We start from the raw sequence: 26,142 nt of genomic DNA on the forward strand, positions 1-26,142 counted from the left end.
TCCAAACTTTATTTTCTTCCCAGGCTTGTTTAGGCCCAAGCAGAAGTTTGGGTCTAAACAAGTTTGAGGACGAGCTTAACAATGTTGTTATTATTTTTTGATGAGGGGCAAGTAGGTTTTGCTAGAGGATGTTTGAAAAACAGACTATATTTATGCAGAATCTATTGGTACTCCTCCGGCACGTCCATAGTGCCTATTCTCAGATCAACCCCTTCTTTAATGAAAACGGTTAAGGTAACGGTAAGCCTGTTGAAGTAGACGTTGCCTTCGCCATACTCCAGCTCATCAATGTGGGCTACAACGCGCAGGGCCGAGGTCTCCAAAACAAATTCTGCGCCCGGTTGGGCTAACACAGCCTCGGCCTGGGGATTGGCTTCAACTTTGGCTTGAATGGCCTCATCGTAAAAAGCGTGTTCGCTCATCACTACCCGGGAGAGGGTGGTGATGTCTGTTTTATCAAAAAGACCCACGTCAAAGGCAACCACCTGTTTGGGGCTGGTGCCGGGAATAGCTTCTAAAATGCCCATGCCGCTCTCGCCCAAAAAGTCGCCTTCAAGCGTCTCGATGGTGAAAAACTCGTCGTAATTATCTTGACCCAGGGTATAAGTGCCGCTCCACTGTTTGATGGGTGCCGGGCCTTCGCCCTCCCACTCAATTTGCGGCCTGGCCGGCGCTCTTCTGCTGCGGTTAAATTGCCAGCGGCCAATGAGCAACACAACCACAATAATGAGCAGCAGCGACAAACAGCAAAGCCCTAATTGCCACGCCGAAAAACCGGCAATAAGGCCACCCGGTTCTTCCGCCGGCGGGGCCGTTGTGGCCGGGGCAATTGGGGTGACGGGTTCTTCACCGGCGGGCGGCGGCGTAACTTGCTGCACCACGTTCAAAGCCGCGCCGTAACTGGTTACCGCCTGCATTTTGGCGCTATCGCCCTGGTATTCGGCAGCCAATTTTCCTACCTCAGCCGAAATGGTTTCAGCCGACCAACCTTCAAGATTCTTGAGCTGGCCGGCCAAATCGCTCACAGCCTGGGCTTCAACTGCCTGCCCATTAGCCACATATACCGTAAACCGCTCGCCCAAAACCCGAATTTTGGTGGCCTGGTCAAACGTTTGCAGGCGCCTTTGGGCCTCTTTTTCGTCATGATTAACAATGTAGGAATCGACCACCATGGCCAGGTAATGGCTTTGGTAACCTGGGGCTAATTCCTCAGGGTAGGCACCCCCCTGATAAACCGGAGGATCCAGCCGGATATATAGATAGGAAAAAACCAGGCCGGCAATACACCCAAAAATGAGACCGGCCAAAACGCCAATAATCAAGCTTCTTTGCACAGATTGAATTGAGGGTCTCGATCCAGCCATAACAAGCTCCTCAGTTGAGGGGACACTCCCTCACCTTAACATAATTTTATGTATAGTATATTACCATACTTAACCGTTTAGTGCAAGGCATCATTTTTAAGTTATGACCATTACCCCGGCAGGTTTCACGTTACCTTCAATACCGCTTCTTTGGGCGATTTGCTCAGAATCTCAAGCCCTTCTTCACGCACCACTACCAGGTCCTCATGGCGCACGCCGCCCCAGCCGGGCAGGTAAATGCCCGGTTCCACACTCATCACCGCTCCGGCCGGTATCTGATGGGGATAGTTAAAGCTAAAACGGGGATTTTCGTGAATGGCCAGGCCCAGGCTGTGCCCCAAGGCATGCCCAAAATTGTCTTTGTATCCGGCCTGATCAATTACCTGGCGGGCTAATTTATCCACCTCCACACCCGTCATACCGGCCTTGGCCCCAGATAGGGCGGTCTCCTGGGCCTCTCGCACGATATTCCAAACCTCCAAATACCGACCGTCGGCCGGCTGGCCCAAACAGACCGTGCGGGTCATATCCGAACAATAGCCGCCAACCATACAGCCAAAATCCAGCACAATGGGTTCGCCCGGTTGTAAGGAACGCTCCGTGGGCACGGCATGCGGTTTGGCGCTATTGGGGCCGCCGGCCACAATGGACTTAAAAGAAACAGCCTCGGCCCCATGCGTTCGCATGTAACTTTCTAATTCCCAGGCCACTTGTAACTCGGTTTGGCCTGGTCGCAGCCAGGCGCTGATATGGGCAAAGGCGTCGTCGGCCAGGGCCACGGCTTTTTTAATGCTGGCTATCTCGGTCTTATCCTTGCGCATACGCAACTGTTCAACAAAACCTTCGGCGTGGATCAAAATGAGCCGGCCCAGTAAGGCCCGCTCCCAGGCATGCAGCGTAGCCACGCTAACGTGTTCCGCCTCAAAACCAACCCGGCGGGCGCCCAACCCCAATCTTCGCAATAGCTCCAGCATATTGCCCACAAAATCATAGCCAACTTCAACCAGCTCCCAATCAGGGCACTGCTCCCGCACCTGTTCATAATAACGAGAATCTGTCGCCAAAACCTGCTGTTCTGCCGTAATAATGAGCACACCATTACTGCCGGTAAAACCGGAGAGATAACGGCGATTTTCCGGTTGGGTTATCAGAAAACCGTCAATATCCTCTTGGGCCATTTGTTGGCGAAATTGTTCCAATCGACTCATTGGCGTCTCCTTGCACGCATATTCTAATTTTTTGGATAAAACAATGTTTGGGAATAATTGAGGAGTTTTTCAGCCTTCAGCGGCAAAAAGGCAGAGGAATTATCATCTTTCCTCAATTTAATAATGAAACAATTATACCATAAAGAGAAGGGTTGTCATGCGGGGGACATCTTGATGAGGCGCAATTCAAATTGGCCAAGTACAATCGAACACAGCTCAAGGTTCTGTAGGCAATTCGTAAAACGTTTGACCGGCCACGTCAACCCTTTTTATTAATCCTTCTGCCGCCATATCGTGCAGGCGATTTAAGGTATTGCTCTCCGGCAGTTTCACCGCTGTGGCAATAGTTTCCAGGTCTGCCCGGCCCAGGTCGGTCAGGGCCTGCAAGATAGCCTGTCTGCGCTCCACTAATTTTCCATATAAATCAGGATAAAGTTTTTTAATACACTCAGGACAAAGTCCGTGGCTGAATTCCGCATCAGAATGGCTGGCAATATAAATTTCTACTTGCTCCCAATAGCCGTGGTCGTTGCGTATCTTTTTGCAGCCGCTACATATTGGCAACAGGCCGGTCAAAATTTTAACTTTGTCCAGCGCCTCTTGCAGCTCGGCATTGGTATGCTCCAGATCAACAGCGTGCTGATGCAGCGCCTCAACCAACCAGGTATTGTCAATGGCAATTGCGGCTGAAGCGGCAATGGTTTCAACCAGTTCCAGGTCATTCACGTCAAATGTACCATTTAACTTGTTGACCACTTCCAACACCCCAATCACGCGGTCACGCAGTTGTAATGGCACCGCCAGCAAGGATTCGGTACAAAAGCCGGTCTGTTTATCAATTCCGGAGAAGAAACGTGTATCGTTAGCTGGATCGGCAATGGTGGCGCTTTGCCCGGTTTGGGCTACCCAGCCAGCCACACCCTGACCCACCCGTACCCGCAAATCAGTCCAGCACTCCTCCGACTCCTCTTGAAAAGCCGCCACACAAACCAACCACTCTTCCTGTTCTTGATCTTTGAGCCACACCGATGTCCCCGTTGCGCCCACAATCTCGGTAACGGTCTGCTGAATTTGCTCAGCGATACGCTGTAGGTCAAGGGTGGCAATAAGTTCCCGGCCCACCTGATTGAGCAAAGCCAATTGATGGTTGCGTTGTTTAAGCGCCAGGTGAATTTTGACCCGCGTCAAAACTTCTTCGTAACGAAAAGGTTTGGTAATATAATCAACGCCTCCGGCGGAGTAGGCCTGAACCTTGGCTATCACTTCATCCAGGGCCGTCACAAAAATTACGGGGATATCTCGGGTGCGTTCGTTGGCCTTCAATTGCCGGCACACTTCATAACCGTCCATTCCCGGCATCATCACATCCAATAAAATTAAGTCCGGCGGGTCAGTTTGGGCCAGGGATAAGGCGTCGGGGCCATTTAAGGCAGTTTGGAGCTGATAACCGTGCAGACTCAAAGTATCAACCAAAAAGTCTAAATCGGTTAGCAGGTCATCAACCACTAAAATAGTGGCCACAGTTGTTTCGGAGAGGGCAGTGTTCATTATATCAACTGATACTCATTGTACCTCGCTCCATATCCAGCGTCAACACCACAAAATAGGGGGTTTTATACAGGTAAAAAAAGGCGCCCCTGGCTGGGGAAGGCCAGGGGCGCAGCGGGGATGCGGTGTGTGGTTTTTTTTGACCTGCCACACTCAGGCCATAGGAGGAAACGTTTTTAGGTTAGTATTCCCAAACAGAGTTAACAAAAAAAATCTTAAGAAGCCCGGCGCTGCTGCATGCGCTTGCGCAGAAAAGCCGGCACTTCCAGGTTATCAGGGTCGTAAACCGGCTCCTGACGGGCAGAATCGGTCCGGCCAAAGGACTCTTTAATTTTGTCTTGCGGGAAAGCAATGGTTTTTGACTCTCCTTCCCGCCGTTTACCGGCCACGTAGGGCCGCCGCTGGGCCACGGCGTCAAAGCCGGTGGCAATCAAGGTGATGCGCAATTCATCGGTCAGGTTATCGTCAATCACCGCCCCAAAAATGATATTGGCATCGGGGTGGGCTTTACGTTTGATGATTTCAGCGGCTTCATTTACTTCAAAAAGGCTCAAGTCGGGGCCGCCGGTCACGTTAAAGAGAATGCCCTGGGCCCCGTCAATGGTCACATCCAACAGCGAGGAAGACACCGCGCTTTCGGCGGCCTCTACCCCCCGGTTTTCGCCGGCGGCCACCCCCACCGACATCAGCGACGTGCCGCCGCCGTTCATGATCGAGCGAACATCGGCAAAATCCAAGTTAATCAAACCGGGCACGGTAATCAATTCGGAGATGCCCTGGATCCCTTGGCGCAGCACGTCATCGGCGGTGCGGAAAGCCTGGGTCATGCTGGCTTTTTTATCCACAATTTCCAGCAAGCGATCGTTGGGGATAACAATGAGCGTATCAACTTTTTCTTTGAGCCGTTCTATGCCCTCCACCGCCACATTTTGGCGGCGCGTGCCTTCAAAGGTGAAGGGCTTGGTCACCACGCCCACGGTCAGCGCGCCACTGTCTCTGGCCAACTCGGCAATAATCGGCGCGGCCCCGGTGCCGGTGCCGCCGCCCATTCCGCAGGTCACAAAAACCATGTCCGTCCCGCGCAGAATCTCTTCCAACTCTTCCGATGATTCTTCGGCGGCTTTGCCCCCCACTTCAGGGTTGCCGCCCGCGCCCAGGCCGCGGGTCAATTTGTCGCCGATACGGATACGTTGGGGCGCGTCGCTCATTAATAAAGCCTGGGCATCGGTATTGACGGCAATAAATTCAACACCGCGCAATCCTTCGGCAATCATCCGGTTAACGGCATTACTACCGCCGCCGCCAACGCCAATCACCTTTATCTGGGCAAAATTCTCTGGGGTCATCATATAATTTTTCCCGTTGTTAGCCATTTTAAATTCTCCTTAAAACATTAAACGCAGATAATCAGCCAGGTAAAAATGGTTTTAGCCAGCCCGGCACTTTCAACTGGCCGGTAGAGGGCTGCTGCGCAGGCGAGGGCAGATCGTGCCGGACGCCCCATTCAAGCAGCCCTACGCTGGTGGCAAAAGCCGGGCTTTGTAAGGTATCAACCAGGCCACGCAAGTTTTGCGGTTCGCCAATACGGGCCGGCAAGTTCATAATCTCCCGAGTCAAATCCCGCAGGCCCGGCAATTCGGCGGTACCGCCACACAATACCACACCCGCCGGTAGTAAACCATCATAGCCGCTTCGTTTGATTTCCTTTAAAACCATCTCCAGTATTTCTTCGGCGCGGGCTTCAATGATTTCGGCCAAAAATTGGCGGGAGATTTGGGTTTGACCGTCCCCGCCAAACACGCTTACCTTGACAGTTTCATCGGGCATCATGGTGTCGGGCAGGCAATGGCCGTATTTGATCTTGATCTCCTCGGCCAGATTGAACGGCGTGCGCAAACCCACGGCCACATCATTGGTAATTTGTTCGCCGCCGGTGGGTAACACCACCGTATGCCAGATACTGCCTTCAATAAAAATGGCAATGTCGGTGGTGCCGCCGCCAATATCAACCAAGGCCACGCCCATCTCGCGCTCAATATCGGTGAGCGCTGTTTCGCCGGAAGCTAACGGCTCAAGGACCAAGGCGTCAATGTAGATACCGGCATTCTGCGCGCATTTGACCAGGTTACGGATGGAGGCCGTGGAGCCGGTGACAATATGGGCCTCAACTTCTAGCCGATACGCCTGCATGCCAACCGGGTCGCGCACGCCGCTGTCGCCGTCTACCGTAAAATCGCGGGGGATGATGTGCAGCACCTCGCGGTTGTGCGGCAGATCAATGGCCCGGGCCGCTTCCAAAGCCCGTTCCACGTCTACGGGACGGATGCCTCGCTCGCCCCGGCTGATGGCTACCACCCCCCGGCTGTTCATAGCGCTAACGTGCGCCCCGGCCAAACCAACGTAGGCGCTGGCAATTTCGTAACCGGAGGTCCGTTCAGCCCGATGAATAGAATCGGTAATGGCCGCCGTGACCTCACCCACATTCACTACCACGCCCTTGCGGATGCCTTTGGCCGGAACCGTACCCACCCCCACTATCCGCAGCACATTCTCCGGGGGAGGGCCAACTTCGGCGACCAGGGTACAGATTTTGGTAGTGCCTATATCCAGGGCGACAACGGTCCGCTCCACACCAGGTCTCCTCGCTGAAAAGTTTTGGGTTTACACCGGCTTTCCCCCCGATAAAGGTAGTAAGTGGTAGAATCCAGTTTACCACAATATATAGTATTTTGCAAGGGGTTAAACCACAACATATAGTGTTTTTCCTTAAAATTTTGGCGCATCACAGCGCATTACGGCCCATTGCCGGGTATATGCCGGTAAACAAGAGAAACCTTCTTGTTTGTATGGCATCTTTGGCAGGTCATTATTTGCCGTACAGCCTAAATAATATCCTACCGCGGCGCTATCGGCCCGGTTTGCGCCGAACCAACAGCCGCTCGCGACCCTGAAACTGATCGCTGTACCGGCTGGGCAATCTGAATAATAGATTGCGGTTTATAAAAAGGCCGGAGCGGGTCGCGCAAATCAATAAAAACCGGCGTAATATTTCGATCTTTCAAATCGGCCAGCAACGCCGTGAGCACTATTAATTTGGCCTTAATCTCACTGCCGTCGCCCAGGTATACCGGCCATCCTTCAGGCGTAGCCACCGTTAAACCCTGCAAACGAGAATAACGGATCACCGATACTTCCGGGGCCAACATCCGCAAGGTCTGCGCTCCTTCCACAATGGCGGCGTCAATTTGGTAGCCCGGCTGCAAGGGCTGTTGGTCGTCGTCAATAATCCGCAGCATGCCGGTGATGTCACCCCTGGGAGGCACAATCATGCCTTCGTGGTCCACCCACCAGACGGTTTCGCCGGTTTGCCACAACAGTTCGGGGCGCCGCTCGACCACGTTGATCACTATTTTAGCCGGCAACGCAACGGACACAGCAGCCGCCTTGATATTAGGCAGTCGCGTAATTCGCTCAACGATTTCGGTTGGATTGAGCCAAAAAATACTCTGGCTGTCTATACCGCTAACGGCATAAATCTCGTACGCCGACACGGCCACATTTCCCTGGATATCGGCCCCGTAAACAAAAAAACGCGGCTGGGTAAATAAGAAGTATCCGCTCCAGCCCAACACAATCAGAGCAACCAGGCCGGTCAATTTTGTGCCCCGCGCCTGCCAAAATCTTACCACGGGGGTCAAGGTCAGGCGAGGTTGAACGGCAGTGGCTTCGTAATCAATCGTCTTCACTCCCAGTCGCATTTCAGAACGGCGCCGTCGTCGGCGTTTTTGATGGCTATACATCGGTCAACACTACTCAGCCGCACTCACATCAAACGTGGTTTGCGATTGTTGTTTATCCTCAAAGCGTTCAATGGCCAATTCGATCAAACGATCAACTAACTCACTATACGAAATCCCGCTGGCTGCCCATAACTTGGGATACATACTGATGGGCGTAAAGCCGGGCATTGTATTGAGTTCGTTGATAAACACTTCGCCGGTAGTTTTGTCCAATAAAAAGTCGCAGCGGGCCAGGCCGGAACAATCCAATACCTTAAAGGCCAACACGGCCAGTTGCCGGATTAACTCGGTCTGTTCCGGGTTAAGGGGAGCCGGGATCAAAAGTTCGGAATCGCTATCAAGATATTTGGCCGCATAACTGTAAAACTCTTTGGAGGGCACAATCTCACCCGGCACAGAGGCAATGGGGTCATCATTGCCCAACACGCTCACCTCAATCTCGCGAGCGTCCAAGCCCTGCTCCACAATAAGCCTCCGATCGTAACGAGCTGCATCATCCAAGCCGGATTGTAACCCGACGCGATTTTTGGCCTTGTGGATGCCCACACTGCTGCCCAGGTTGGCCGGTTTGACGAACATGGGATAAGGCATGGCTGCCTCACATGCAGCGATGACGGCCTCCGGGTCGCTCTGCCACTGCTTGCGTAAAAACACACGATGGATGACAATAGGCAGACCATGCGCCCGGAAAATTTCTTTGGCGATAGCCTTGTCCATACCCACTGCGCTGCCCAGCACACCTGCGCCCACGTAGGGAACACCCACCAGTTCAAAAAAGCCCTGCACAGTGCCATCCTCGCCAAAGGGGCCGTGCAGCACCGGAAACACCACATCCAGCGGGCCGGTCTCGGCCACGCCCAGCGCCAGGGCCTGCTCTTGAGCGAGAGACTCGGCCCGGCTGATTTCATTGGCCAGCAGGGGATGCCCGGCGGCGGCGTCTAACAATTTCTGATGAATGTTGCCCCCGGCCAGCCACTGGCCTGTTTTGGTAATGCCAATAGGCACCACCTCGTATTTATCTTTATCAATGGCGTTCATAACGGCTTTAGCCGAAGTCAGGCTAACTTCATGCTCGCCGCTGCGCCCACCAAAAATTACGCCGACCCGCAGTTTTCGCTTAGAACTCACCAAGCACCTCTATTTCTAGTTCAAGTTCAACCCCAAATTTGTCTTTGACGGTCGTCTGCGCCGTTTCAATTAAGGTCAACACTTCCGCCGCTGTCGCCTGGCCCAGATTTTGGAAAAAATTGGCATGCACGGGTGAAATTTGCGCCCCGCCCAAACGATACCCTTTCAACCCGGCGGCCTCTATCAGGCGACCGGCGTAATCGCCAGACGGATTTTTGAATATGCTGCCCATTGTGGCTCCCGGTGGCTGGCTGGCCTTGCGCTGTATATTGAATTCTTGCATCCGCCTTTCCACTTTAGCCACTGGCGCAGACATCAGTTGCAGCGCCGCCCGCAAGACAATCCAGCCGTCCCGCTGTCCCTTCAGCCTTGAGGTACGATACTCATATTCAAACCAATCAACCGGCTGCCACACCCGTTCTCCGGTGGGCGTGAGCAACTCGGCCCGGACAAGCGTGTGAGCCATATCACGGCCAAAAGCCCCGGCATTGTTGATGACCGCCCCGCCAATAGTGCCGGGCACGCCAACCGCCCATTCCAATCCGTTCAGGCCGCGTTTGGCGCAACGACGAGTCAAACCAGGCAAAACCACGCCGCTGTCCGCCATCACTTCTACCCTCTGGTCCGGTTCTCCAACCGGGGACGGAAAGTCAACCCGATTGCTCCGATTTTGGATGACCAAGCCCCGGATACCGGCATCGCCGATGAGTACGTTAGCTCCGCCTCCCAGAATGAAAAGTGGCACGTGATGCTGCCGGGCCAAAGTGGCGGCTGAGACCAATTCGGACACGTTCTCCACCGCCAGCCATACCTCGGCCGGGCCACCCAACCGAAAGGTGGTATGCCCGGCCAACGGCTCATTACGCCGCACCCTATCGCCAAACACTGCGGCCAGGACTGTCAGAAACGGCGACCAGGACAAAAGATACTCCTGCTTAGGCCGCCGGGGAAGGTTGATCCACTTCCATCATTTCAGCCATAATCTGAAACAGCATAGCCTGCCGGGCTGCTCTGGCGGCTGTCATGGCTTTAAAACGGGCTGCTTCCGTCATCTCAGCCGGGGTAAGCGCAGGAGATTTTGACCGCGGCAACTGAGAAACACGCTGTCCATTTTTTGCCTGCATCAGTTTGCCATTTTTCTGGTTCATTGGTTGTTCCTTTCTCCACTCATTGAACGTTTAACGTTTAAACGCTCTAACACCCATTCGCCCACCTGGTAGCCGTCGCCCGCCCCCAGGGTGAGTAACACCGCCGGCGGCGCCAGATGCGAAACCAGATAATCGGTAGCCTCAAGCAACGGCCCCAGGTAGCGAGCGTCGGGATGATTCATCCGGTTCAAAATATCTTTACTATTGACCAAGCCCGCGTCGGTTTCCCGCGAGGCAAAAATATCAACAATGATCACGTGATCGGCGTTGTCAAAAGCGCCCGCAAAATCATTCAGCAGCGCCATCGTCCGGCTAAAGGTATGGGGCTGAAAAACAGCCCATAGCGGGCGGTCGCCAAAACGGGCGCGGGCAGCAGCCAGGGTGGCCCTGATCTCGGTGGGATGGTGGGCGTAATCGTCAATCACCGTGATACCATTAGCCTCACCCTTTAACTCAAAACGACGGCTGACGCCTGCAAACCGTCCCAAAATTCCGGCTGCCTGCGCCACATCAAGCCCCTGCTGCCGGGCCATCGCCAACACAGCCAGGGCGTTATAAACGTTATGCAATCCCGGTACAGTCAGCGAAACAGCAGCCAGCGGCGAACCACCCGTAGGAGCATGAATCACTTGAAAATCATACCCCCCTCGCCGATTGGATTGCACGTTGACCGCCCACCAATCATTCTCTTCTCCCAAACCGTAAGTGGTCGTTTTGGCCAGCGCCGCTTTAAGCGTTTCCCGCGCGCCGGGGTCATCGCCGCAGCCAATCACCAGACCATGCGGCGGGACCAGTTGCCCAAAATCGGCAAAAGCTTTGCGCAAACTCTGCCGCGTGGGAAAGATGTCGGGATGGTCCCATTCAACGGTGGTTATCACGGCCACTATTGGTCGTAGTCCCAAAAACATGTGGTCATACTCGTCAGCTTCGATGATAAAAACATCTCCCTGACCGGCGGCGGCATTGGTCTCCAACTGAGGGATAAAACCACCCACAATATAAGTTGGTTCCCGGCCCATCTCCCGGAACAAAAAAGCCGCCATGCCGGTGGTGGTCGTTTTGCCGTGCGTTCCGGCAATGGCAAGGCCCACCTTATCGCGCATCATCCGGCCCAGCCATTCGGCCCGTTTGACCATCTTCAGGCCACGTTCTCGCGCGGCGGCCAATTCGGGATTATGGGGCGGAATGGCCGAGGAAACGATGACCGTGTCCAGGTTGTCGGCCAGATTTTCAGGCCGGTGGCCAATGAAAATGGTTGCACCCAACTGGGTTAGCCGCGCGGTTGCTTCTGACGCCTGCATGTCGGAGCCGGAAACGGTATAACCTTGTTGTAAAAGTACGGTGGCAATGGCACTTAAACCCGCGCCGCCGATGCCGATGAGGTGAATGTTAGGCACGTTAATTGTTAGCTTTCTTTCAATTAGGGATTTATCTCAAAACGACTCCCCAAATTTGTCTATAAAGAACGAGCATCAAGGACGAAATTATTTACGAGCAAAGCCTAACTCTTGTCCTTATTTTTTTCTTCGTCTTTCTTTTTATCATCCGGTTTCTTTTCTTCAATCATCCATTCTTTGTAACCATAAGGTAGTTTATATTCTACCTTGCGACCATCTTTTGATGTTGAGATGATAATACGATTCCTTAAAGCAATAAAAAAAATCAACAAACCAATCCCAACGATCAACCACGGGATGTAGCTGTCCATAATTGTGAATTGGGGTAAGTTCACTGCTTGGATTGAGATATTGGTTGAGGCCGGGCCAAACGCGCTGCTGCCCGCCACCGCTATTTCTGTTTCAGGAGGTGTATTACCAGGTAAAGCCCGACCATCTAGATATTCTCTAACCAAACTTATGATCAGAAAACCATTTATGGCCCCCAAAAATAATCCCAATATTCTGGCGAGAGGTCCAACCTTATATACTTTCGAGGGTAACCGTCTAAGCGAAGTTGGGAGGATCAGACTGGCAAACACAGCAGAAAACCCGAGAACTAAAAGTAAAATTGCAATCCATGTCCCCGGGCTTGAAGCATTGAACTGAAACGGACCAATAGTAGGGGTAAGACCAAACAAATTGACCACAAACTGCCACACTACAGCAATTATCCAATTTATAAAGTCAACTACAACCTGTGCCCAATCTGGTCGTTGTAACAATAATAACAAAACTGCCAGGAAAAGAATCGTAATGGCTTCCTTCCACCAACCCCTAAAAAATCCGATAACGGCGAAGAAACCAACAACAAGATAGGTGAGCAACATCCAATCAATTTCCATAGTGTTCACCTACGGAACTATTTGCATGAAGTATTCATCAAAACCCTTTACGGCAAAAGCCATCAATTACCCTCCTTTTTTTTAACAGGCACAATAGCGGGAACGATTACAAAATCTTCTTTTTCTTTCTTGATATTCCCTCTTTGATAACCAAAGGGTTGTTTTGGGCCAAAGACTCTACTCCTAAAAACAAGTACCAATAACAAGAGCGCAAAACCGATAATGCCCCATGTCAGCAGATGGCTAATTTGGGTAAAATTAGGCAAATCTATCACCTCAAGGCCCACGCCAGAAGAGGCGATGCCCACGGTTTGCCCCCCGGCTACGGCCACTTCGGTGGCCGGTTCTTCGGCGCCAGTGGGCAAATTACTACCATCCAGATATTCTTTGACCAAATTTATAATCAGAAATCCATTCAACCCACCCAAAAGACCCCCTAAAAAACTACCCAGGGGGGTTACAGTGTAGGTGTAATAAGTTTTGGCAGTCCTCAAATGATTAGGCAAGAGCAAACGGCTCAATAAAACAGAGAGACCGAGCACAAAAATCAAAACAGCCAACCACGTCATGCCGCTACCGGCATCAATTTGAAAGGACGTAATCCCCAAAACATTGGCCAGAAATTCCTGAATAGACAACGGCAGCCAACCCCAGACTGTTTGCAAGATACGGTTCAGCCAATCAATAACTGTTTGAGCCACCTCGGGCATCTTCAGCAAAAAAACCAGACTCCCCAGAAAGAACAGGGTTATTGCTTCCTTCCACCAGCCTTTTAAGAAACCTGATAGAGCAAAAAGGCCAATAACAAAGTAAGTGATTACGGTCCAATTTATCTCAACAGTGTTCACGGCTCAACTTCACCCTCTAAATGGCGCATCGTTCAATAAGGTTGAGTACAAAAAAGGTCAAGGCTCAACTACCTTTGGTTATTTTGGTTTTGGCATAACCCGGTGGTGGTCTAAAATCAATTTTTCTAAATCCTTTATTTTCCCGAACAGCAACTCTACTTTTGAAAGCCGCCACCAACACCGCCAAACTAATCCCCACAAAAAGCCAGGGCAAAAAACTATCCAAGATAGAAGCATTGGGCACATTCACTGCTTGAATGGCAATCTGGTCTGCCACCGGCGAGGCCATTCCTATAGAAGCCATCTCGCTACCGGCAGGTAGATTACGGCCATCCAAATAGGCTCGAATTAGACTGATAATGAGCCAACCATTGACAGCACCCAACAATACCCCAAATAAGCCTCCACCACACGTTACTACATAACCGCTGTAATCACCCCGACGCCCTGAACCAGGCATACTTAAACGGCCAAACAAGATCGCCAGGCCCACAAAAACAATCAACATAATTAACCAGGTTTGTGGACTGCTGGCATCAATTTGCGGCGGAGACCCAGCCGTACCCAACCCAAAGACGGTTGCCAGAAAATCAAGCACAAAACTGGGCAAGATTTGCCAGATAGCAGCGATAACCCAATTAATTGAGTTTATAAAAAACTGGGCGGCGCTGGGCATCTGCAAAAAGAAAACCAAAACAGCCAGGAAGATAGTGGTAATGGCTTCTTTCCACCATCCTTTAAAAAAACCGGCCAGGGCAAAGTGCCCCATTATTAATAAAACCAGAACTGTCCAGTTAATTTGTAACACGCTGGACCTCCACAATCTCCTGGGCTAAACAAGCCGCCGCCTCTGGCCTGGCCAGGTTTTGGCTGGCTTGGCTCATGGCCGCCAACTTTTTTGGGTCTTTCAGTAAATTGAGTACCGTATCCTTTAATTTTTCGTTCAAATCAGCATTATCCAAAATAAGCGCCGCCTGATGTTGGGCCAGGTATTGCGCGTTCAACATTTGATGCGCCCCCGCGTGAGGATACGGCACAAGCACCGCCGGTAAACCTGCTGCCGGGAACTCGCCCATCACGCTGGCGCCGGCCCGCGATACCACCAGATCAGCCGCCACCAAAGCGGCCATCATTTTATCATGCAAATAGGCCCACACGTGATAGCGAGCCTGCAATTCTTCCGGCAACTCGGCCCACCTGGACCAAACCCACTGCTCATCCAGCGTGCCGGTCACATGCACCACCTGGCACACCGACAGATAATCTTGAATCTGATTGGTGATAGCCTGGTTGATACTGCGGGCACCCCGGCTACCGCCCAAAACCAACAACACCGGCAGGTCGCCGTGCAAATCCAGTTCTCGCCGGGCGACAGCCTGGCCTTGCTTTTGCATGGCAAACAACTCCGCCCGCACCGGATACCCAGTGACCACCGCCAGGCCAGGCTTAAAGAATTGCTTTGCTTCGACAGTGGTCACTGCCACCCGATTGGCCAACCGGGCCAGAAACTTAATCGCCAGTCCCGGTTCAACATCCGGCAAATAAATGATCACCGGCAGGTCGGCCCCTCGAGCAGCTAGCGCAATTGGCACACACACGTAACCACCGGTCACAAACAACACCTCAGGCCGAAACCGACGGATAATTTGGCGGCTGCGGCGATAACCCTGGGCCAGTGCCCATAATCCGCGCCCAAACGCCACGGGATTTTTGCCACGTATTCCCTCCGCCGAAATTAATTCAATTTTTAAACCGGCCCGTTCAACCAGAGTTTCTTCCATCCCGCCCCGGCTGCCGACCCAGAGAATTTCCAAATCACTGTGCTGCCGCGCCAGCTCTTGGACGACGGCCAGGGCCGGATAAACGTGCCCCCCGGTTCCGCCGCCGGATATGATCAATCTCACGGCGTTCCTCTTCTTTCAACCGGCCCTCATCCGGCATTGTTCCACGAGAAACGGCCAGCAACAGGCCAATGCCGGCCATGCTCACCACCAACGACGACCCGCCAAAGCTGATGAAGGGCAGGGGAATGCCGGTAAACGGCAGGCTGGCCGTTATCACGCCAATATTAACAATGGCCTGAAAAATAAGGTTGCACGTAATCCCTGCCGCCAGCACCCGGCCAAAGGGGTCGGTGGTTTCCAGGGCAATGCGAAAACCACGATAAGCCAGAAAGGCCAACAAGGCAATCACTACCAGGCAGCCCAGCAGGCCCAGCTCCTCGCCTAAAATGGCAAAAATACCATCTGTGTGGGAGGCCGGAATATAGCCAAATTTTTGCCGGCTGGCGCCCAACCCCAGGCCGGTCAAACCGCCCGACCCCAGGGCAATCAATATCTGGTGAATCTGGTAGCCGTCGCCCAGGGGATCACTGTTGAGCGGGTCTAAAAAAGTGGTTATGCGGGCCAAACGATAAGCGGAGCGAGTGATAAACAGGGTAAAAATTCCTCCGGCCAGGGCCATACTGGCTATGATTTGCCACAAACTGCCCCCGGCAATAAAAAACATAGCCAGGGCGGTGACGGCGATCAGAATAGCGGTGCTTAAATCTTGCTGCAAAACAATCAGGCCGGTAATAAAGCCCAATAAAATGGCAAAAGGGACCAGGCCATAACTAATTTTGCGGATCTGCTCGTCGCCTTTAGACGATAACCAATCGGCAATATAAATGATAATGGCTAACTTGCTTATTTCTGAAGGTTGAATAGAGCCGTGAAAAAGCCAGCGCTGCCCGCCAAAACGCATTTCGCCAATTACCAACACCAACCCCAACAAGAAGATAGTAACTGCCATAATGGGGATGGAAAATCGCCGCCAGGTATGGTATTCCACCCGGGCCAGGATAATCATAACCAGCAAACCCAGGCCCATCCACAAAAGCTGCCGGATAAAATAATAGGTCGGCTGGCCGTGCAGTTGATAACCCAGGGCAAAGGTGGCGCTGTAAATCATCATCAGGCCGACGATCAGCAGCGCGGCCACATTGATTATGAGCAAATAGTCATATTTGTGCTGATCTTCTGTTTTTGATTGGCCCATCAGATCCAAAAACCTTTATAACGGCGCATAACTTACCCGTACTCCCCGGCCCTACAACTGCTCTACAAATTCTTTAAACTTCTCGCCCCGTTCCGCAAAGTTGGCAAAAGCGTCAAAGCTGGCGCAACCGGGCGAAAGCAAAACCACCTCACCGGGCCGGGCCACCTGCGCCGACAGGTGGACCGCCTCTTCCAGGTTTACACAACGGTGCAAGGCCGGATTGGCCAGGCTTGCCGCCGGGCAATTTTCGTCAATGGCCCGGGCAATAATCTCCGTGGCTTCGCCAAAGAGAATGATGTGCCGGGTTTTGCCCAGCATCACCCGCGCCGCATCTGCCCACGGCAAATGTTTGTCCCGCCCCCCGGCCAGCAATACAATTGGCTCGTCAAAAGAGCGCAAGGCGGCAATTAATCGTTCCGGGGTGGTGGCAATGCTATCATTATAGTAACTCACTCCGTTCCGTACCCGCACCATTTGCAGCCGGTGTTCAACCCCGGTAAAGGTGGCGGCCACCCGACCCATAACTTCTACTGAAACTCCGGCTTCTCCGGCAATCAGGCAGGCGGCCAGAATGTTGCTCAAGTTGTGGCTGCCGCGCAGTTTTATCTGCTGCCGGTTCACTACCGGCTGCGCCACGCCGGCCTGGTCAAGCAACACTACCGTATCGCCTGATAAACCCGCCCCGCCAGGCAGCAGGGCTTCCAGGCTGAACCAGCGGGTTCTGGAGCCAAGTTGACGGCCAATGGTTCGGGTCAGATCGTTATCCAAACTCATGATAGCCCGCCCGTCCGGCCTCTGGTAATCAACAATGGCTCGTTTGGCCTGGATGTAATCCTTCATCGAAGGATGCCGATCCAGGTGGTTGGGCGTGATGTTAAGGACGGCCCCAAGAGGCGGGCTCCAGGGAGCCAGCAACGCCGCCAGAACCTGCCGTTGAACGCCAGCGACAACCTTAAGGTCAACCGTTTCATTGAGCTTGCCGTGAAAATATTCCAATTGAAAACTGCTCAACTCCATAACCACCGCATCGCCCGGCTGAATCTGATCCACAACGGTGATTAAAGGCTGGCCAATGTTGCCCCCAACCCAGGTTTTGCGGCCGGCGGCGGCCAGTATGTGCCCAACAAGCGTAGTGGTGGTGGTTTTGCCGCTGGAGCCGGTTATGGCAATAATTGGCGCCGGGCAAAGGTGGCAAAACAATCTACTCTCGGCGCTAAACGGAATTTTACGCCGCCTGGCCTCTTGCAAAAAAGGAAGTTCCGGCGGGACGCCGGGGCTGACAAACAAAAGGTCAACCTCATCCAGGAGAGATACGGGATGCTCCCCCAGGGTCAACGACACGCCAACTTCCTGCAAAGAGGGTAAAATGGCGTTTAATTTTTGGGCAGGTTGTTGGTCAGTAGCGGTTACGGCCAGGCCATGCCCGGCCAGATAGAGCGCCAGAGCAGTACCTTCGCGCCCCAAACCAACCACCAGCGCCCGTAAGCCGGATAACGCACCGATGTCTGTCAAAGTTAATTTCCAAACAAGCGTAGCTATTCAGCCTATACCTCAACAAGACGACTGAATAGAAACAAACAGAAACAAACCACGGGTCAGGCCGCCAACTCCTGCGGCAACCACATCAGTTCGGCTTCTTGCTCTTCGGCCACCAGCAGATCATCGGCCAGAATGGCATGCACTACCTGATCCAAAGTGGTCAGAAGCCGGCCGGCTCGATTGCGATAATGACGAATACCCAGGCTCAAATCTTCGTCAATGCGGGCCACCAGTTTAAGCGCAGCGTAATAAGCCGCGTCTTTTTCAGATAGAGGCGGGGCCACCACCAATTCTGGATAGGCTCTGCGCTGAGAGGGGCGCTGCTTATGGTTTGAGTTTCGCATTTGAAGATGTTCCATTTTGAATGGTCCTCCATATTATTCACTAATAAATTTATTAAAACGTCTGCCTAAACCAGACGCTTATCCACAACCTTTAGATTAAAGCCAGGGCAATGCCCAACATAGCCGATAAAATACCAACCAGCCAGAAACGTTGGGTTACGTGGGTTTCAGACCAACCCAATAGCTCAAAATGGTGATGCATTGGGGCCATTTTGAACAAACGCTTACCCCTGGTCAATTTAAAGAAACCTACCTGCAAAATAACCGACGCCGTTTCGGCCACAAAAACAAAGCCCACCACCGGCAAAAGCAACCACTGGCCCGTCATCAGGGCCACCACGGCTAAAGTAGCGCCCAGGGCCAGCGAGCCGGTATCGCCCATGATCATTTCGGCGGGATAGGCATTGTACCAGAGAAAGGCTAACACTGCCCCCACCACCGTATAAACAAAGGCCACCAGCCAAATTTGCCCCTGCAAAAAAGCAATTACGCCATAGGCCACAAAGGCCACCGCGGCAATGCTGCCGGCCAAACCATCCAGGCCATCGGTTAAATTAACCGCGTTAGACATACCCACAATAAAAAAAATGGCAATTGGAAGATAGAGCCAGCCGATGTCAATTTTTTCCTCAATGCCTGGAATGGCAATGCTGCGTAAATCCAGCGCGTAATGCAAAAATAGGGCCGTGGCTGTGGCAAAAATCAATTGCCACAAAAGTTTTTGACGCGCTGTCAAACCGGTGGTGATCACTCTGACTCCCATTAAATCGTCAACCGCGCCCAGAATGCTAAAGGCAAGCATGACGCCCATTGGCACCAGAATGGACCGGCCAATGAGATTTTCCTCGCCCAACAAGTTGGCGAACAGGTTGGCAATATTTAAAACAAGCGTGATCAGCAAAACCGGCACAATGATCATCAAACCGCCCATGGTGGGGGTCCCCTTTTTCACTTGATGGGTGACCGGCCCCTCAATGCGAATGCCTTTGCCAATGTTGTACCGTCTCAATAAAGCAATCAAGGGCGGCCCCCAAATAACGGCTAATAAAAATGAGATTGTGCCCAAAGTAAGTGAATATGCCATAGTGCCTGAACGGAAAGCTGACCCCCTATTTTGTATCCTGTACAGCCAAAGCCGAAACAATTTTTTCCAATTTTTGGGCGTTGGAGCCTTTGAGCAACACAATGTCGCCAGGCCCCAACGTTTTTTCCAGGTACGCAATCGCCGCTTCATTGTTGGTCAATTGCAAAATAAGCGAGGGGTCAAGACCGCACTCCTGCGCCCCCGCCGCCATAAATTTGGCCCGCGCGCCCAGCACAATGAGCAGGTCAACCACATCAGCCGCGCGACACCCCACTTTACGATGCCCTTCCTCTTCAAAACTGCCCAATTCCAACATGTCGCCCAATACCGCAATTTTTTTGGCCGCCGGCAGGTCGTCCAATAAATTTAAGGCGGCAATGGTGGAGGCCGGGCTGGCGTTGTAGGTGTCATCCAATAAAATCGACTCGTTAGGCCCGGGCGCCGCCACCAGGCGTAACTGAGCGGTGCTGGGCAGCGCCTGCAAACCGCTGATAATTTCTTCCCAGGCCATTCCTTCAACCAGGCCCACCAAAGCGGCCCGCAGCGCCGTATGCACACTATGCCGCCCCAGAAGAGGCACGCGCACGTGCAAAACTTCATCCTGATAATGAAAAACAAAACGGATCCCCTCCAGGCCGGCGCTGACCACATCACTGGCCCATAGATCGGCCTGGGGCGATAGGCCATAAGTGACCACCCGGGCCTGGGTTTTATCCGCCATAGGCAAAACCAGGGGGTCATCATAATTGAGAATAGCCACGCCTCCCTCTGCCGCGGGCGGGAGAGCCTGGACCAACTCGGTTTTGGCCTGCGCAATCCGCTCAATAGTGCCCAGGCGTTCCAGATGGGTTGGCCCTACATTGGTAACCACCCCCACCTGTGGGCGGGCAATCTCGCACAGGAGGGAAATTTCCCCCAGGTCGTACATGCCCATTTCCAGCACCACTCGTTCGTGGGCGGCGGTTAAGTTCAGCAGGGTCAGGGGGAGGCCGATCTCGTTGTTAAGATTACCCTCGCTGGCCAGGGTATTGAAACGCGCCGATAGCACCGAACTGACCAATTCTTTGGTGGTGCTTTTACCCACACTGCCGGTAATGCCAATTACGCGCGGGTCAAACTTTTTGCGCCAGAATATGGCCAATTGTTGTAAGCCGGTTAAACTGTCTTGCACCTGAATACAAACTGGCAAATCTTCATGAGCCAGGGCCGAAACCGTAATAGGCTGGCCCGTTTTAATGAGCCGACCCCCCTCAACCGGCCGATGGACAATGGCCGCTATGGCCCCACGCTCAAACGCGTCTTCCACAAAAAGATGGCCGTCGGTGTTTGCGCCGGGTAGGGCCACAAAGAGCGCCCCCTCGCCGGCCTGCCGCGAATCAATGGTGATGGCTTCAATAGGCTGCGGCGCTTCCAGACGATATTCAGTTAAACCTTCCATCACATCGGCTAGAGTTAAATCAGTCATAGTTCAATTCAACAAAATGATGAATTCTCTTTAAGCTCATTTGGTTTGCGCCAGCCGCACGTTGTCGGGCGGAATGTCGAGCAAGACCACTAACTGTTCGGCGATACGCCTGAAAGTTGGGGCAGCCGTTTCATTGCCCCAACGAGACGTGGCCGGGCGGTCAATTACCACCAGCACCAACACCTCGGAGTCATCGGCGGGCAGATACCCCACAAAAGAGGCCAGGGTGAGCGTGGGATGGTAACCGCCGGGCACGGGAATTTCGGCGGTGCCGGTTTTTCCGGCTACCCGGTAGCCGGGCACCATGGCCAACGAATCGGCTTGCTCCAGAGCAGTAACCAACATCCCGGTTAAGGTTGACGCGGTTTCTTGCGATACAGCCCGCCGCACCACCAGGGGTTTTACCTGGATTTCCCGCCCGCCGTCAAGCACTCGCTCAACCACATAAGGTTTCATCAATAGACCATCGTTGGCAATGGCCGCCACAGCCACGGCAATTTGAAGGGGGGTTACGGCAATGCCCTGGCCAAAAGAGTTGGCCCCCAAATCGCTTTCATGCCAGGTGGCGTCTTTGGGTGTTTTGAGCGTGCCGGGGCCTTCACTGCCCAGGTCAATTTCGGTCAGATGGCCAAAGCCAAACCGTTTCATGTACGTGTAAAAACGATCTTTGCCCAATTTGCCGGCAACCTGGGCAATGCCCACGTTTAAACTTTTGGCCAACACGGTGGTCATATTCACCGGGCCATGTGATTGGCGGTCCCAATTGTAAAAAATACGGCCGCCAAACTCAATCGCTCCGCTGTCAAAAACCGTGCTGTCGGGCGTAACCACCCCGGCGTCCAAACCGGCCGCCATTGTGATAATTTTCAATACCGAGCCAGGCTCGTATTGTTCGCTGACAACCGGGTCCGGGAAAAGCCGGTCATCACTGTGGCTATAATTGTTGGGGTTATAAGCAGGATAACTGGCCATGGCCAACACCGCCCCGGTTTTGGGCTGCAAAACCACCACCGAGCCACCCTGGGCGCGGTATTGTTGCACTGCCGTTTTTAACTCCCGCTCCACCAAAAATTGAACCGAACGATCAAGGGTGAGGTAAAGCGTTGTGCCGCTCACCGGAGGCACAAAATGGCTGATGCCCAGGGGTATCATTTCGCCAAAAGGACTTCGCTCACCGGCTTGCAAGCCGGGTTTGCCGCTGAGCATATTCTGGTAGTAACCTTCCACCCCGTAAAAACCGCGGCCATTGCCATTAACAAACCCCAACAAATGCGCGGCCATTTCTCCCTCGGGGTAAACCCGTTTGGCCCGCGGTTCGGTCTGAACCCCCACTATGTCCCAACCAATAAGGGTTTCACCCACTGCTTGGGGAGCAGCGTAAACAATGGGTACCCAGAGGTCCTGGCTGGTCAGGTGCTGCAACAGTTCCTCGCGCGGCATGTCCAGGAGACGAGAAAGCCGGTCGGCGGTAGCATACGGGTCGCCGATGATTTGCGGGCTGGCCGAAATATCGTATTGGATAACGTCAACGGCCAGCAGATGCCCGACCCGGTCGCGGATTTCGCCCCGCCGGGCCGGAATGATCAATTCATCCCGGTGTTCCGCTTCCGCCAGGGCCACAAAGTTACGGTGCTCAATAATTTGCCAACGAATCAGTTGGCCAATGAGCACCAATCCGGCGGCGCACATCACCGACATAATGGCATAGATACGGTATCTAAAATGGTCCGCTGTTTTCATTTACTCTTCAACCAGCCACGCCGTAAAACTATCCAGCGTATCTACCCACCAATCCGCCATGGGAGAGGGAGACTCCGGGAGTGAAACGGGAAAGGCAGCAATGTATTCTGTTTCAGCCACGTTCACTTCCCGCCCCTCTATTTTTGCCGGGAGGGGATAATGGGCCACCGGCAAATAACGCACGTTGGTGGTTGGCCCCAGGCCCAGTTCAGGGGCGCGGGTTTCAATCCGGGCCAGATTTTCCAATTGAGCAATTTCAAGGGCCAGGGCTGCATTTTGGTTTTCCAGATGGTCCAATTCTAACCGCAATTCATCAATACGATACCGGGTAGTGGTTACCGCGCTGGCCTGCGATAGATACAACCAACCCACCAGGCTGAAAATTGCCAAAATCAACAAAAAGCCCAGCGCGGCTTTGCTGTCCAGCCGCCAGGGAAGCTGGCGAACGACATTTTCCGGTTTCCAGTTGATCATCGTATGAGTTGACATAATGTTATAACCCTATTGACGCAACGACCCGCAGCTTTGCACTGCGGGCCCTTGGGTTTTCATCTATCTCAGCCAAACTAGGCGTTATTGGTTTTTTGGTTATAATATGTATAGTTGCTTTATGTCTACATGTACAGACCGGTTGAGTTGGCGGACAAATACAATCCTGGGATTCCTGTTTGAAGTATTGTTTAACAATTCTATCTTCTAACGAATGAAAACTAATTACGGCCAGCCGGCCCCCTGGCTCCAGCAAAGAGATGGCTTGCGGCAAAACTCGCTCCAGGGCGCCCAATTCATCATTCACGGCAATACGCAATGCCTGAAAGGCGCGCGTGGCCGGATGAATTTTGAGCTTACCCGGCCGCCGGCCGCTTTTTTGGCGCCGAGGCCCAACCGCACCGGCCACAAGATCAGCCAGCTCCTGGGTGCGCTCAAGGGGTCGAGCCTGCACAATGGCCCGGGCAATCCGGCGGCTGTACGGTTCTTCGCCGTACCGGTAAATCAGATCGGCCAGTTCCGTTTCCGGTAAGTGATTGACCAGGTCGGCGGCGGTTTCGCCGGCAGAGGGGTCCATCCGCATATCCAGCGGGCCATCCGTTTGAAACGAAAAGCCGCGCTCCGGTTGGTCAAGCTGCATTGACGAGACCCCTAAATCCAGCAAGATGCCATGCGCCAGCGGGATTTGCTGCTGTTGCGCTATCTGGCTCAACTGGTCAAAATTTGCATGAAAAAGATGAACCCGCTGACCAAACTCGGCTAACCGGCGACTGGCTATGGCCAGGGCGCGCTCATCCCGGTCCAAGCCAAACAATTGGCCGTCTGGCGCTGAAGCCTTGAGTATGGCCGCCGCGTGACCGCCCCCGCCAACCGTGCCGTCAATATAAACGCCGCCGGGGCGAGGTTGCAAGGCTGGTATGGTTTCTGTTAAAAGAACAGGTTGGTGGGCCATAGTTAGAATATTAAAACGTGGCCACGTTCAATACCTAAATGCCTAAATCCTGCAACTGGGCCGCAATAGCGCCAGGGTCTTCTTCAACCTGGGTGACCACCTGCGACCACTTGGCCGGATTCCAGATTTCAACCCGGTTCATGACGCCAATGATCACGGTTTCACTTTCAATGCCGGCGTAATCCCGCAGATTTTGGGGCACCAAAACCCGGCCCTGGCGGTCGGGAACGGAGTCGGAGGCGTTAGAAAACATAAAACGACTAAAGTTTCGAGCAGCCGGATTGGTGGTAGGCAACTGGGCGATTTTTTCGGACAATGTTTCAAACTGAGAACGACTGAAGGCCCACAAACAGCCGTCCAGGCCGCGGGTAATAACCACACCCCCTTCCAATTCATCACGGAATTTGGCAGGGATGGTCAAACGGCCTTTATCATCAATCGTATGTTCGTATTCACCCAAAAACATAATCGTGTACCCTGGTGGTGAGGGGTGGGGAATTTTCCCCCACTAGAGAGAAAGAACAAGTGTTCTATACCCCATTTTCCCCCATTTCTCCCCACTATGTCCCACATTATAACCTATTTTGTCCCACTTGTCTAGTCGGGTTACAAAATTTTTAAGGTTATGTTTATTTGGTGATTGCCCAAAACTTTGCGGCTGGAATCGAAGTAAGGTATAATGTGGCCCATTTGGGCGTAAGGGGTTATTACCGGGCGGCGATGTAGCTGATCAGGCCTTGCTTGACGCCCTTTTTTGATGCGAGGAGAAACTTAGTGCGAGCATTGATTACCGGCATTACCGGCTTTGCCGGGGGACATTTGGCCCAAACTCTATTGGACCGAAGGGAAAAAGTTTATGGAGTGGATATTCGCCCAACTCAGGGTTTGCCGTATCTTAGCCCCAAAATAAAATCGTTCACCGCCGATTTGAGCGATCCAACGCTGGTGGCCAATTTATTGCACGATATTCAACCGGAAGCTATTTATCACTTGGCCGGCCAACCTTTTGTGCCAACCTCCTGGCAGGACCCCTGGGGAACCATTGAAAACAATATCCGCCCCCAACTGAACATTCTTCAGGCTATTACTCAGCAACGGCTAAACACGCGGCTCTTGATTGTGGCCTCTAACCAGGTTTACGGCAAGGTCAGCCCAAACCAATTGCCGGTGCGAGAAGAAACTCCCTTCCGCCCTGAGAATCCGTATGGCGTGAGCAAGGTGGCCCAGGATATGCTGGCCCTACAATATCACGTGAGCCACGGGGTGGATGTGCTGCGCGTGCGCGCTTTTAACCACATCGGGCCGCGCCAAAATCCCCACTTTGTTTCCTCCTCCTTTGCCAAACAAATCGCCGAGATAGAGGCGGGACTGGCCAAGCCGGTGATGCGCGTGGGCAACCTGGAAGCGCAGCGAGACTTCACCGATGTAGTGGACGTGATGCAAGCTTATGCCCTGCTGGTTGAGCGCGGCGAGCCGGGCGAGGCTTATAACGTGGGCACGGGGCAGGCTCATTCCATTCAATACCTGCTGGACGTGCTGCTTGGCTACAGCAATGTAAAAATAAAGGTTGAGCAAGACCCCAAAAGAATGCGCCCTTCCGACGTACCGGTGTTGTATGCCGACAACGGCAAGTTACGCGCCGCCACCGGCTGGGAACCGACCTATACCTTTGAGGAAAGTTTGCGGCGCGTATTGGATTATTGGCGGGCGGAAGTTGGACCGGGAAGGTGAAACATACAGGCTCTCAGGAATTTTTACCGCCGAAAGTCTTCCGCCGGTTCGGGCTTATTGTCCAAAATCTGCTCAATCCGTTCCATCACCGCCGGAGTCAATTTTTCCACCATCTCCAGCGCCTGCATGTTCTCCACCACCTGGGCCGGTTTAGACGCCCCGGTGATCACTGTACTCACCTGGGGATTTTTCAAACACCAGGCCAGGGCCAGTTGCGCCATTGAGCAGCCTAATTCCCGGGCTATTGGCGTCAACTGCCGCACTTTCTCCAAACGCCGCTGCCCTTCTTCACTTTCAAACATCTCCCGCAACCACTCGTAGCCCGGCAAGGTAATCCGGCTGTCTTCGGGAATACCCTCGTTGTATTTGCCGGTCAACAAGCCGCTGGCCAAAGGACTCCAGATGGTTGTGCCCAGGCCAAATTCCGCGTAGGC

General features: G+C 53.1%; 25 protein-coding genes. 1 reads left to right on the forward strand and 24 read right to left on the reverse strand.

Features of this window, described 5'->3' with window-relative positions:
* Window positions 1–161 precede the first annotated feature (161 nt).
* From JW953_23480 to mraZ, 23 genes are all read right to left on the reverse strand, one after another.
* Window positions 162–1,364 carry a hypothetical protein gene (locus JW953_23480; GenBank protein MBN1995669.1) on the reverse strand — a complete coding sequence of 401 codons (1,203 nt, stop codon included), beginning with the start codon at window positions 1,362–1,364 and terminating at the stop codon, window positions 162–164.
* A gap of 125 nt (window positions 1,365–1,489) precedes the next feature.
* Window positions 1,490–2,572, reverse strand: coding sequence for an aminopeptidase P family protein (locus tag JW953_23485; GenBank protein ID MBN1995670.1), 1,083 nt, complete (start codon window positions 2,570–2,572; stop codon window positions 1,490–1,492).
* Between the two features lie 216 nt (window positions 2,573–2,788).
* Complete coding sequence (locus JW953_23490) at window positions 2,789–4,120, reverse strand: response regulator (GenBank protein ID MBN1995671.1); 1,332 nt, start codon at window positions 4,118–4,120, stop codon at window positions 2,789–2,791.
* Between the two features lie 215 nt (window positions 4,121–4,335).
* Entirely contained in the window at window positions 4,336–5,469 is a 1,134-nt protein-coding gene (gene ftsZ, locus JW953_23495; GenBank protein ID MBN1995672.1) for a cell division protein FtsZ, read from the reverse strand.
* 58 nt (window positions 5,470–5,527) lie between these two features.
* Window positions 5,528–6,751, reverse strand: a complete 1,224-nt coding sequence (gene ftsA, locus JW953_23500) for a cell division protein FtsA (protein ID MBN1995673.1) — start codon at window positions 6,749–6,751, stop codon at window positions 5,528–5,530.
* A gap of 263 nt (window positions 6,752–7,014) precedes the next feature.
* Window positions 7,015–7,866 carry an FtsQ-type POTRA domain-containing protein gene (locus tag JW953_23505; protein MBN1995674.1) on the reverse strand — a complete coding sequence of 284 codons (852 nt, stop codon included), beginning with the start codon at window positions 7,864–7,866 and terminating at the stop codon, window positions 7,015–7,017.
* Between the two features lie 63 nt (window positions 7,867–7,929).
* Window positions 7,930–9,051: a D-alanine--D-alanine ligase gene (locus JW953_23510; protein ID MBN1995675.1), complete on the reverse strand. Its 1,122-nt coding sequence runs from the start codon at window positions 9,049–9,051 to the stop codon at window positions 7,930–7,932.
* Window positions 9,038–9,970 (reverse strand): UDP-N-acetylmuramate dehydrogenase, encoded by a 933-nt coding sequence (gene murB / locus JW953_23515; GenBank protein ID MBN1995676.1) that lies wholly within the window; start codon window positions 9,968–9,970, stop codon window positions 9,038–9,040. Before murB ends, JW953_23510 begins: the two co-directional genes overlap by 14 nt.
* Window positions 9,971–9,983: 13 nt before the next feature.
* Window positions 9,984–10,196, reverse strand: a complete 213-nt coding sequence (locus tag JW953_23520) for a hypothetical protein (protein ID MBN1995677.1) — start codon at window positions 10,194–10,196, stop codon at window positions 9,984–9,986.
* Entirely contained in the window at window positions 10,193–11,593 is a 1,401-nt protein-coding gene (gene murC, locus JW953_23525; GenBank protein ID MBN1995678.1) for a UDP-N-acetylmuramate--L-alanine ligase, read from the reverse strand. Before murC ends, JW953_23520 begins: the two co-directional genes overlap by 4 nt.
* Window positions 11,594–11,697: 104 nt before the next feature.
* The gene (locus JW953_23530; protein MBN1995679.1) at window positions 11,698–12,477 is read right to left on the reverse strand and encodes a CvpA family protein; all 780 of its coding nucleotides are present in this window, start codon (window positions 12,475–12,477) and stop codon (window positions 11,698–11,700) included.
* Window positions 12,478–12,539: 62 nt separating this feature from the next.
* The gene (locus tag JW953_23535) at window positions 12,540–13,325 is read right to left on the reverse strand and encodes a hypothetical protein (protein MBN1995680.1); all 786 of its coding nucleotides are present in this window, start codon (window positions 13,323–13,325) and stop codon (window positions 12,540–12,542) included.
* A 64-nt stretch (window positions 13,326–13,389) separates the two neighbouring features.
* Window positions 13,390–14,133, reverse strand: coding sequence for a hypothetical protein (locus JW953_23540; protein ID MBN1995681.1), 744 nt, complete (start codon window positions 14,131–14,133; stop codon window positions 13,390–13,392).
* Complete coding sequence (gene murG / locus JW953_23545) at window positions 14,120–15,229, reverse strand: undecaprenyldiphospho-muramoylpentapeptide beta-N-acetylglucosaminyltransferase (GenBank protein ID MBN1995682.1); 1,110 nt, start codon at window positions 15,227–15,229, stop codon at window positions 14,120–14,122. Before murG ends, JW953_23540 begins: the two co-directional genes overlap by 14 nt.
* Window positions 15,141–16,364: a putative lipid II flippase FtsW gene (gene ftsW / locus JW953_23550; protein ID MBN1995683.1), complete on the reverse strand. Its 1,224-nt coding sequence runs from the start codon at window positions 16,362–16,364 to the stop codon at window positions 15,141–15,143. The genes murG and ftsW overlap by 89 nt, the downstream gene beginning before the upstream one ends.
* Window positions 16,365–16,415: 51 nt before the next feature.
* Window positions 16,416–17,876: a UDP-N-acetylmuramoyl-L-alanine--D-glutamate ligase gene (murD, locus tag JW953_23555; protein MBN1995684.1), complete on the reverse strand. Its 1,461-nt coding sequence runs from the start codon at window positions 17,874–17,876 to the stop codon at window positions 16,416–16,418.
* 83 nt (window positions 17,877–17,959) lie between these two features.
* A complete protein-coding gene (locus tag JW953_23560; GenBank protein MBN1995685.1) occupies window positions 17,960–18,262 on the reverse strand; it encodes a hypothetical protein in 303 nt (100 codons plus the stop codon).
* Between the two features lie 76 nt (window positions 18,263–18,338).
* Window positions 18,339–19,331, reverse strand: a complete 993-nt coding sequence (locus JW953_23565) for a phospho-N-acetylmuramoyl-pentapeptide-transferase (protein MBN1995686.1) — start codon at window positions 19,329–19,331, stop codon at window positions 18,339–18,341.
* A 25-nt stretch (window positions 19,332–19,356) separates the two neighbouring features.
* On the reverse strand, window positions 19,357–20,796 hold the full coding sequence (locus JW953_23570) for a UDP-N-acetylmuramoyl-tripeptide--D-alanyl-D-alanine ligase (GenBank protein MBN1995687.1): 1,440 nt from the start codon (window positions 20,794–20,796) through the stop codon (window positions 19,357–19,359).
* 36 nt (window positions 20,797–20,832) lie between these two features.
* Window positions 20,833–22,536 (reverse strand): penicillin-binding protein 2, encoded by a 1,704-nt coding sequence (locus JW953_23575; GenBank protein ID MBN1995688.1) that lies wholly within the window; start codon window positions 22,534–22,536, stop codon window positions 20,833–20,835.
* A complete protein-coding gene (locus JW953_23580) occupies window positions 22,537–23,025 on the reverse strand; it encodes a cell division protein FtsL (GenBank protein MBN1995689.1) in 489 nt (162 codons plus the stop codon).
* 4 nt (window positions 23,026–23,029) lie between these two features.
* Entirely contained in the window at window positions 23,030–23,977 is a 948-nt protein-coding gene (gene rsmH / locus JW953_23585; GenBank protein ID MBN1995690.1) for a 16S rRNA (cytosine(1402)-N(4))-methyltransferase RsmH, read from the reverse strand.
* 34 nt (window positions 23,978–24,011) lie between these two features.
* Window positions 24,012–24,443: a division/cell wall cluster transcriptional repressor MraZ gene (mraZ, locus tag JW953_23590; GenBank protein ID MBN1995691.1), complete on the reverse strand. Its 432-nt coding sequence runs from the start codon at window positions 24,441–24,443 to the stop codon at window positions 24,012–24,014.
* 308 nt (window positions 24,444–24,751) lie between these two features.
* Here mraZ and JW953_23595 point away from each other — a divergent pair, with 308 nt between their 5' ends.
* Window positions 24,752–25,708: a GDP-mannose 4,6-dehydratase gene (locus tag JW953_23595; GenBank protein MBN1995692.1), complete on the forward strand. Its 957-nt coding sequence runs from the start codon at window positions 24,752–24,754 to the stop codon at window positions 25,706–25,708.
* A gap of 23 nt (window positions 25,709–25,731) precedes the next feature.
* On the opposite strand, the gene JW953_23600 is transcribed toward JW953_23595, so the two are convergent.
* A partial coding sequence (locus JW953_23600; protein MBN1995693.1) for an aldo/keto reductase occupies window positions 25,732–26,142 on the reverse strand: 411 nt, incomplete at its 5' end.

This window comes from Anaerolineae bacterium, from assembly GCA_016931895.1.
Classification (GTDB): Bacteria; Chloroflexota; Anaerolineae; order 4572-78; family J111; genus JAFGNV01.

Bases quoted from the DNA above. Each gene is read 5' to 3' on its own strand.
- JW953_23520 (MBN1995677.1), bottom strand. From the start codon at position 10,196: ATGAACCAGAAAAATGGCAAACTGATGCAGGCAAAAAATGGACAGCGT.
- ftsW (MBN1995683.1), bottom strand. From the start codon at position 16,364: ATGGGCCAATCAAAAACAGAAGATCAGCACAAATATGACTATTTGCTC.
- JW953_23480 (MBN1995669.1), bottom strand. From the start codon at position 1,364: ATGGCTGGATCGAGACCCTCAATTCAATCTGTGCAAAGAAGCTTGATT.
- JW953_23485 (MBN1995670.1), bottom strand. From the start codon at position 2,572: ATGAGTCGATTGGAACAATTTCGCCAACAAATGGCCCAAGAGGATATT.
- JW953_23560 (MBN1995685.1), bottom strand. From the start codon at position 18,262: ATGGAACATCTTCAAATGCGAAACTCAAACCATAAGCAGCGCCCCTCT.
- ftsZ (MBN1995672.1), bottom strand. From the start codon at position 5,469: ATGATGACCCCAGAGAATTTTGCCCAGATAAAGGTGATTGGCGTTGGC.
- JW953_23580 (MBN1995689.1), bottom strand. From the start codon at position 23,025: ATGTCAACTCATACGATGATCAACTGGAAACCGGAAAATGTCGTTCGC.
- JW953_23490 (MBN1995671.1), bottom strand. From the start codon at position 4,120: ATGAACACTGCCCTCTCCGAAACAACTGTGGCCACTATTTTAGTGGTT.
- JW953_23530 (MBN1995679.1), bottom strand. From the start codon at position 12,477: ATGGAAATTGATTGGATGTTGCTCACCTATCTTGTTGTTGGTTTCTTC.
- rsmH (MBN1995690.1), bottom strand. From the start codon at position 23,977: ATGGCCCACCAACCTGTTCTTTTAACAGAAACCATACCAGCCTTGCAA.
- JW953_23565 (MBN1995686.1), bottom strand. From the start codon at position 19,331: ATGGCATATTCACTTACTTTGGGCACAATCTCATTTTTATTAGCCGTT.
- mraZ (MBN1995691.1), bottom strand. From the start codon at position 24,443: ATGTTTTTGGGTGAATACGAACATACGATTGATGATAAAGGCCGTTTG.
- JW953_23570 (MBN1995687.1), bottom strand. From the start codon at position 20,796: ATGACTGATTTAACTCTAGCCGATGTGATGGAAGGTTTAACTGAATAT.
- JW953_23575 (MBN1995688.1), bottom strand. From the start codon at position 22,536: ATGAAAACAGCGGACCATTTTAGATACCGTATCTATGCCATTATGTCG.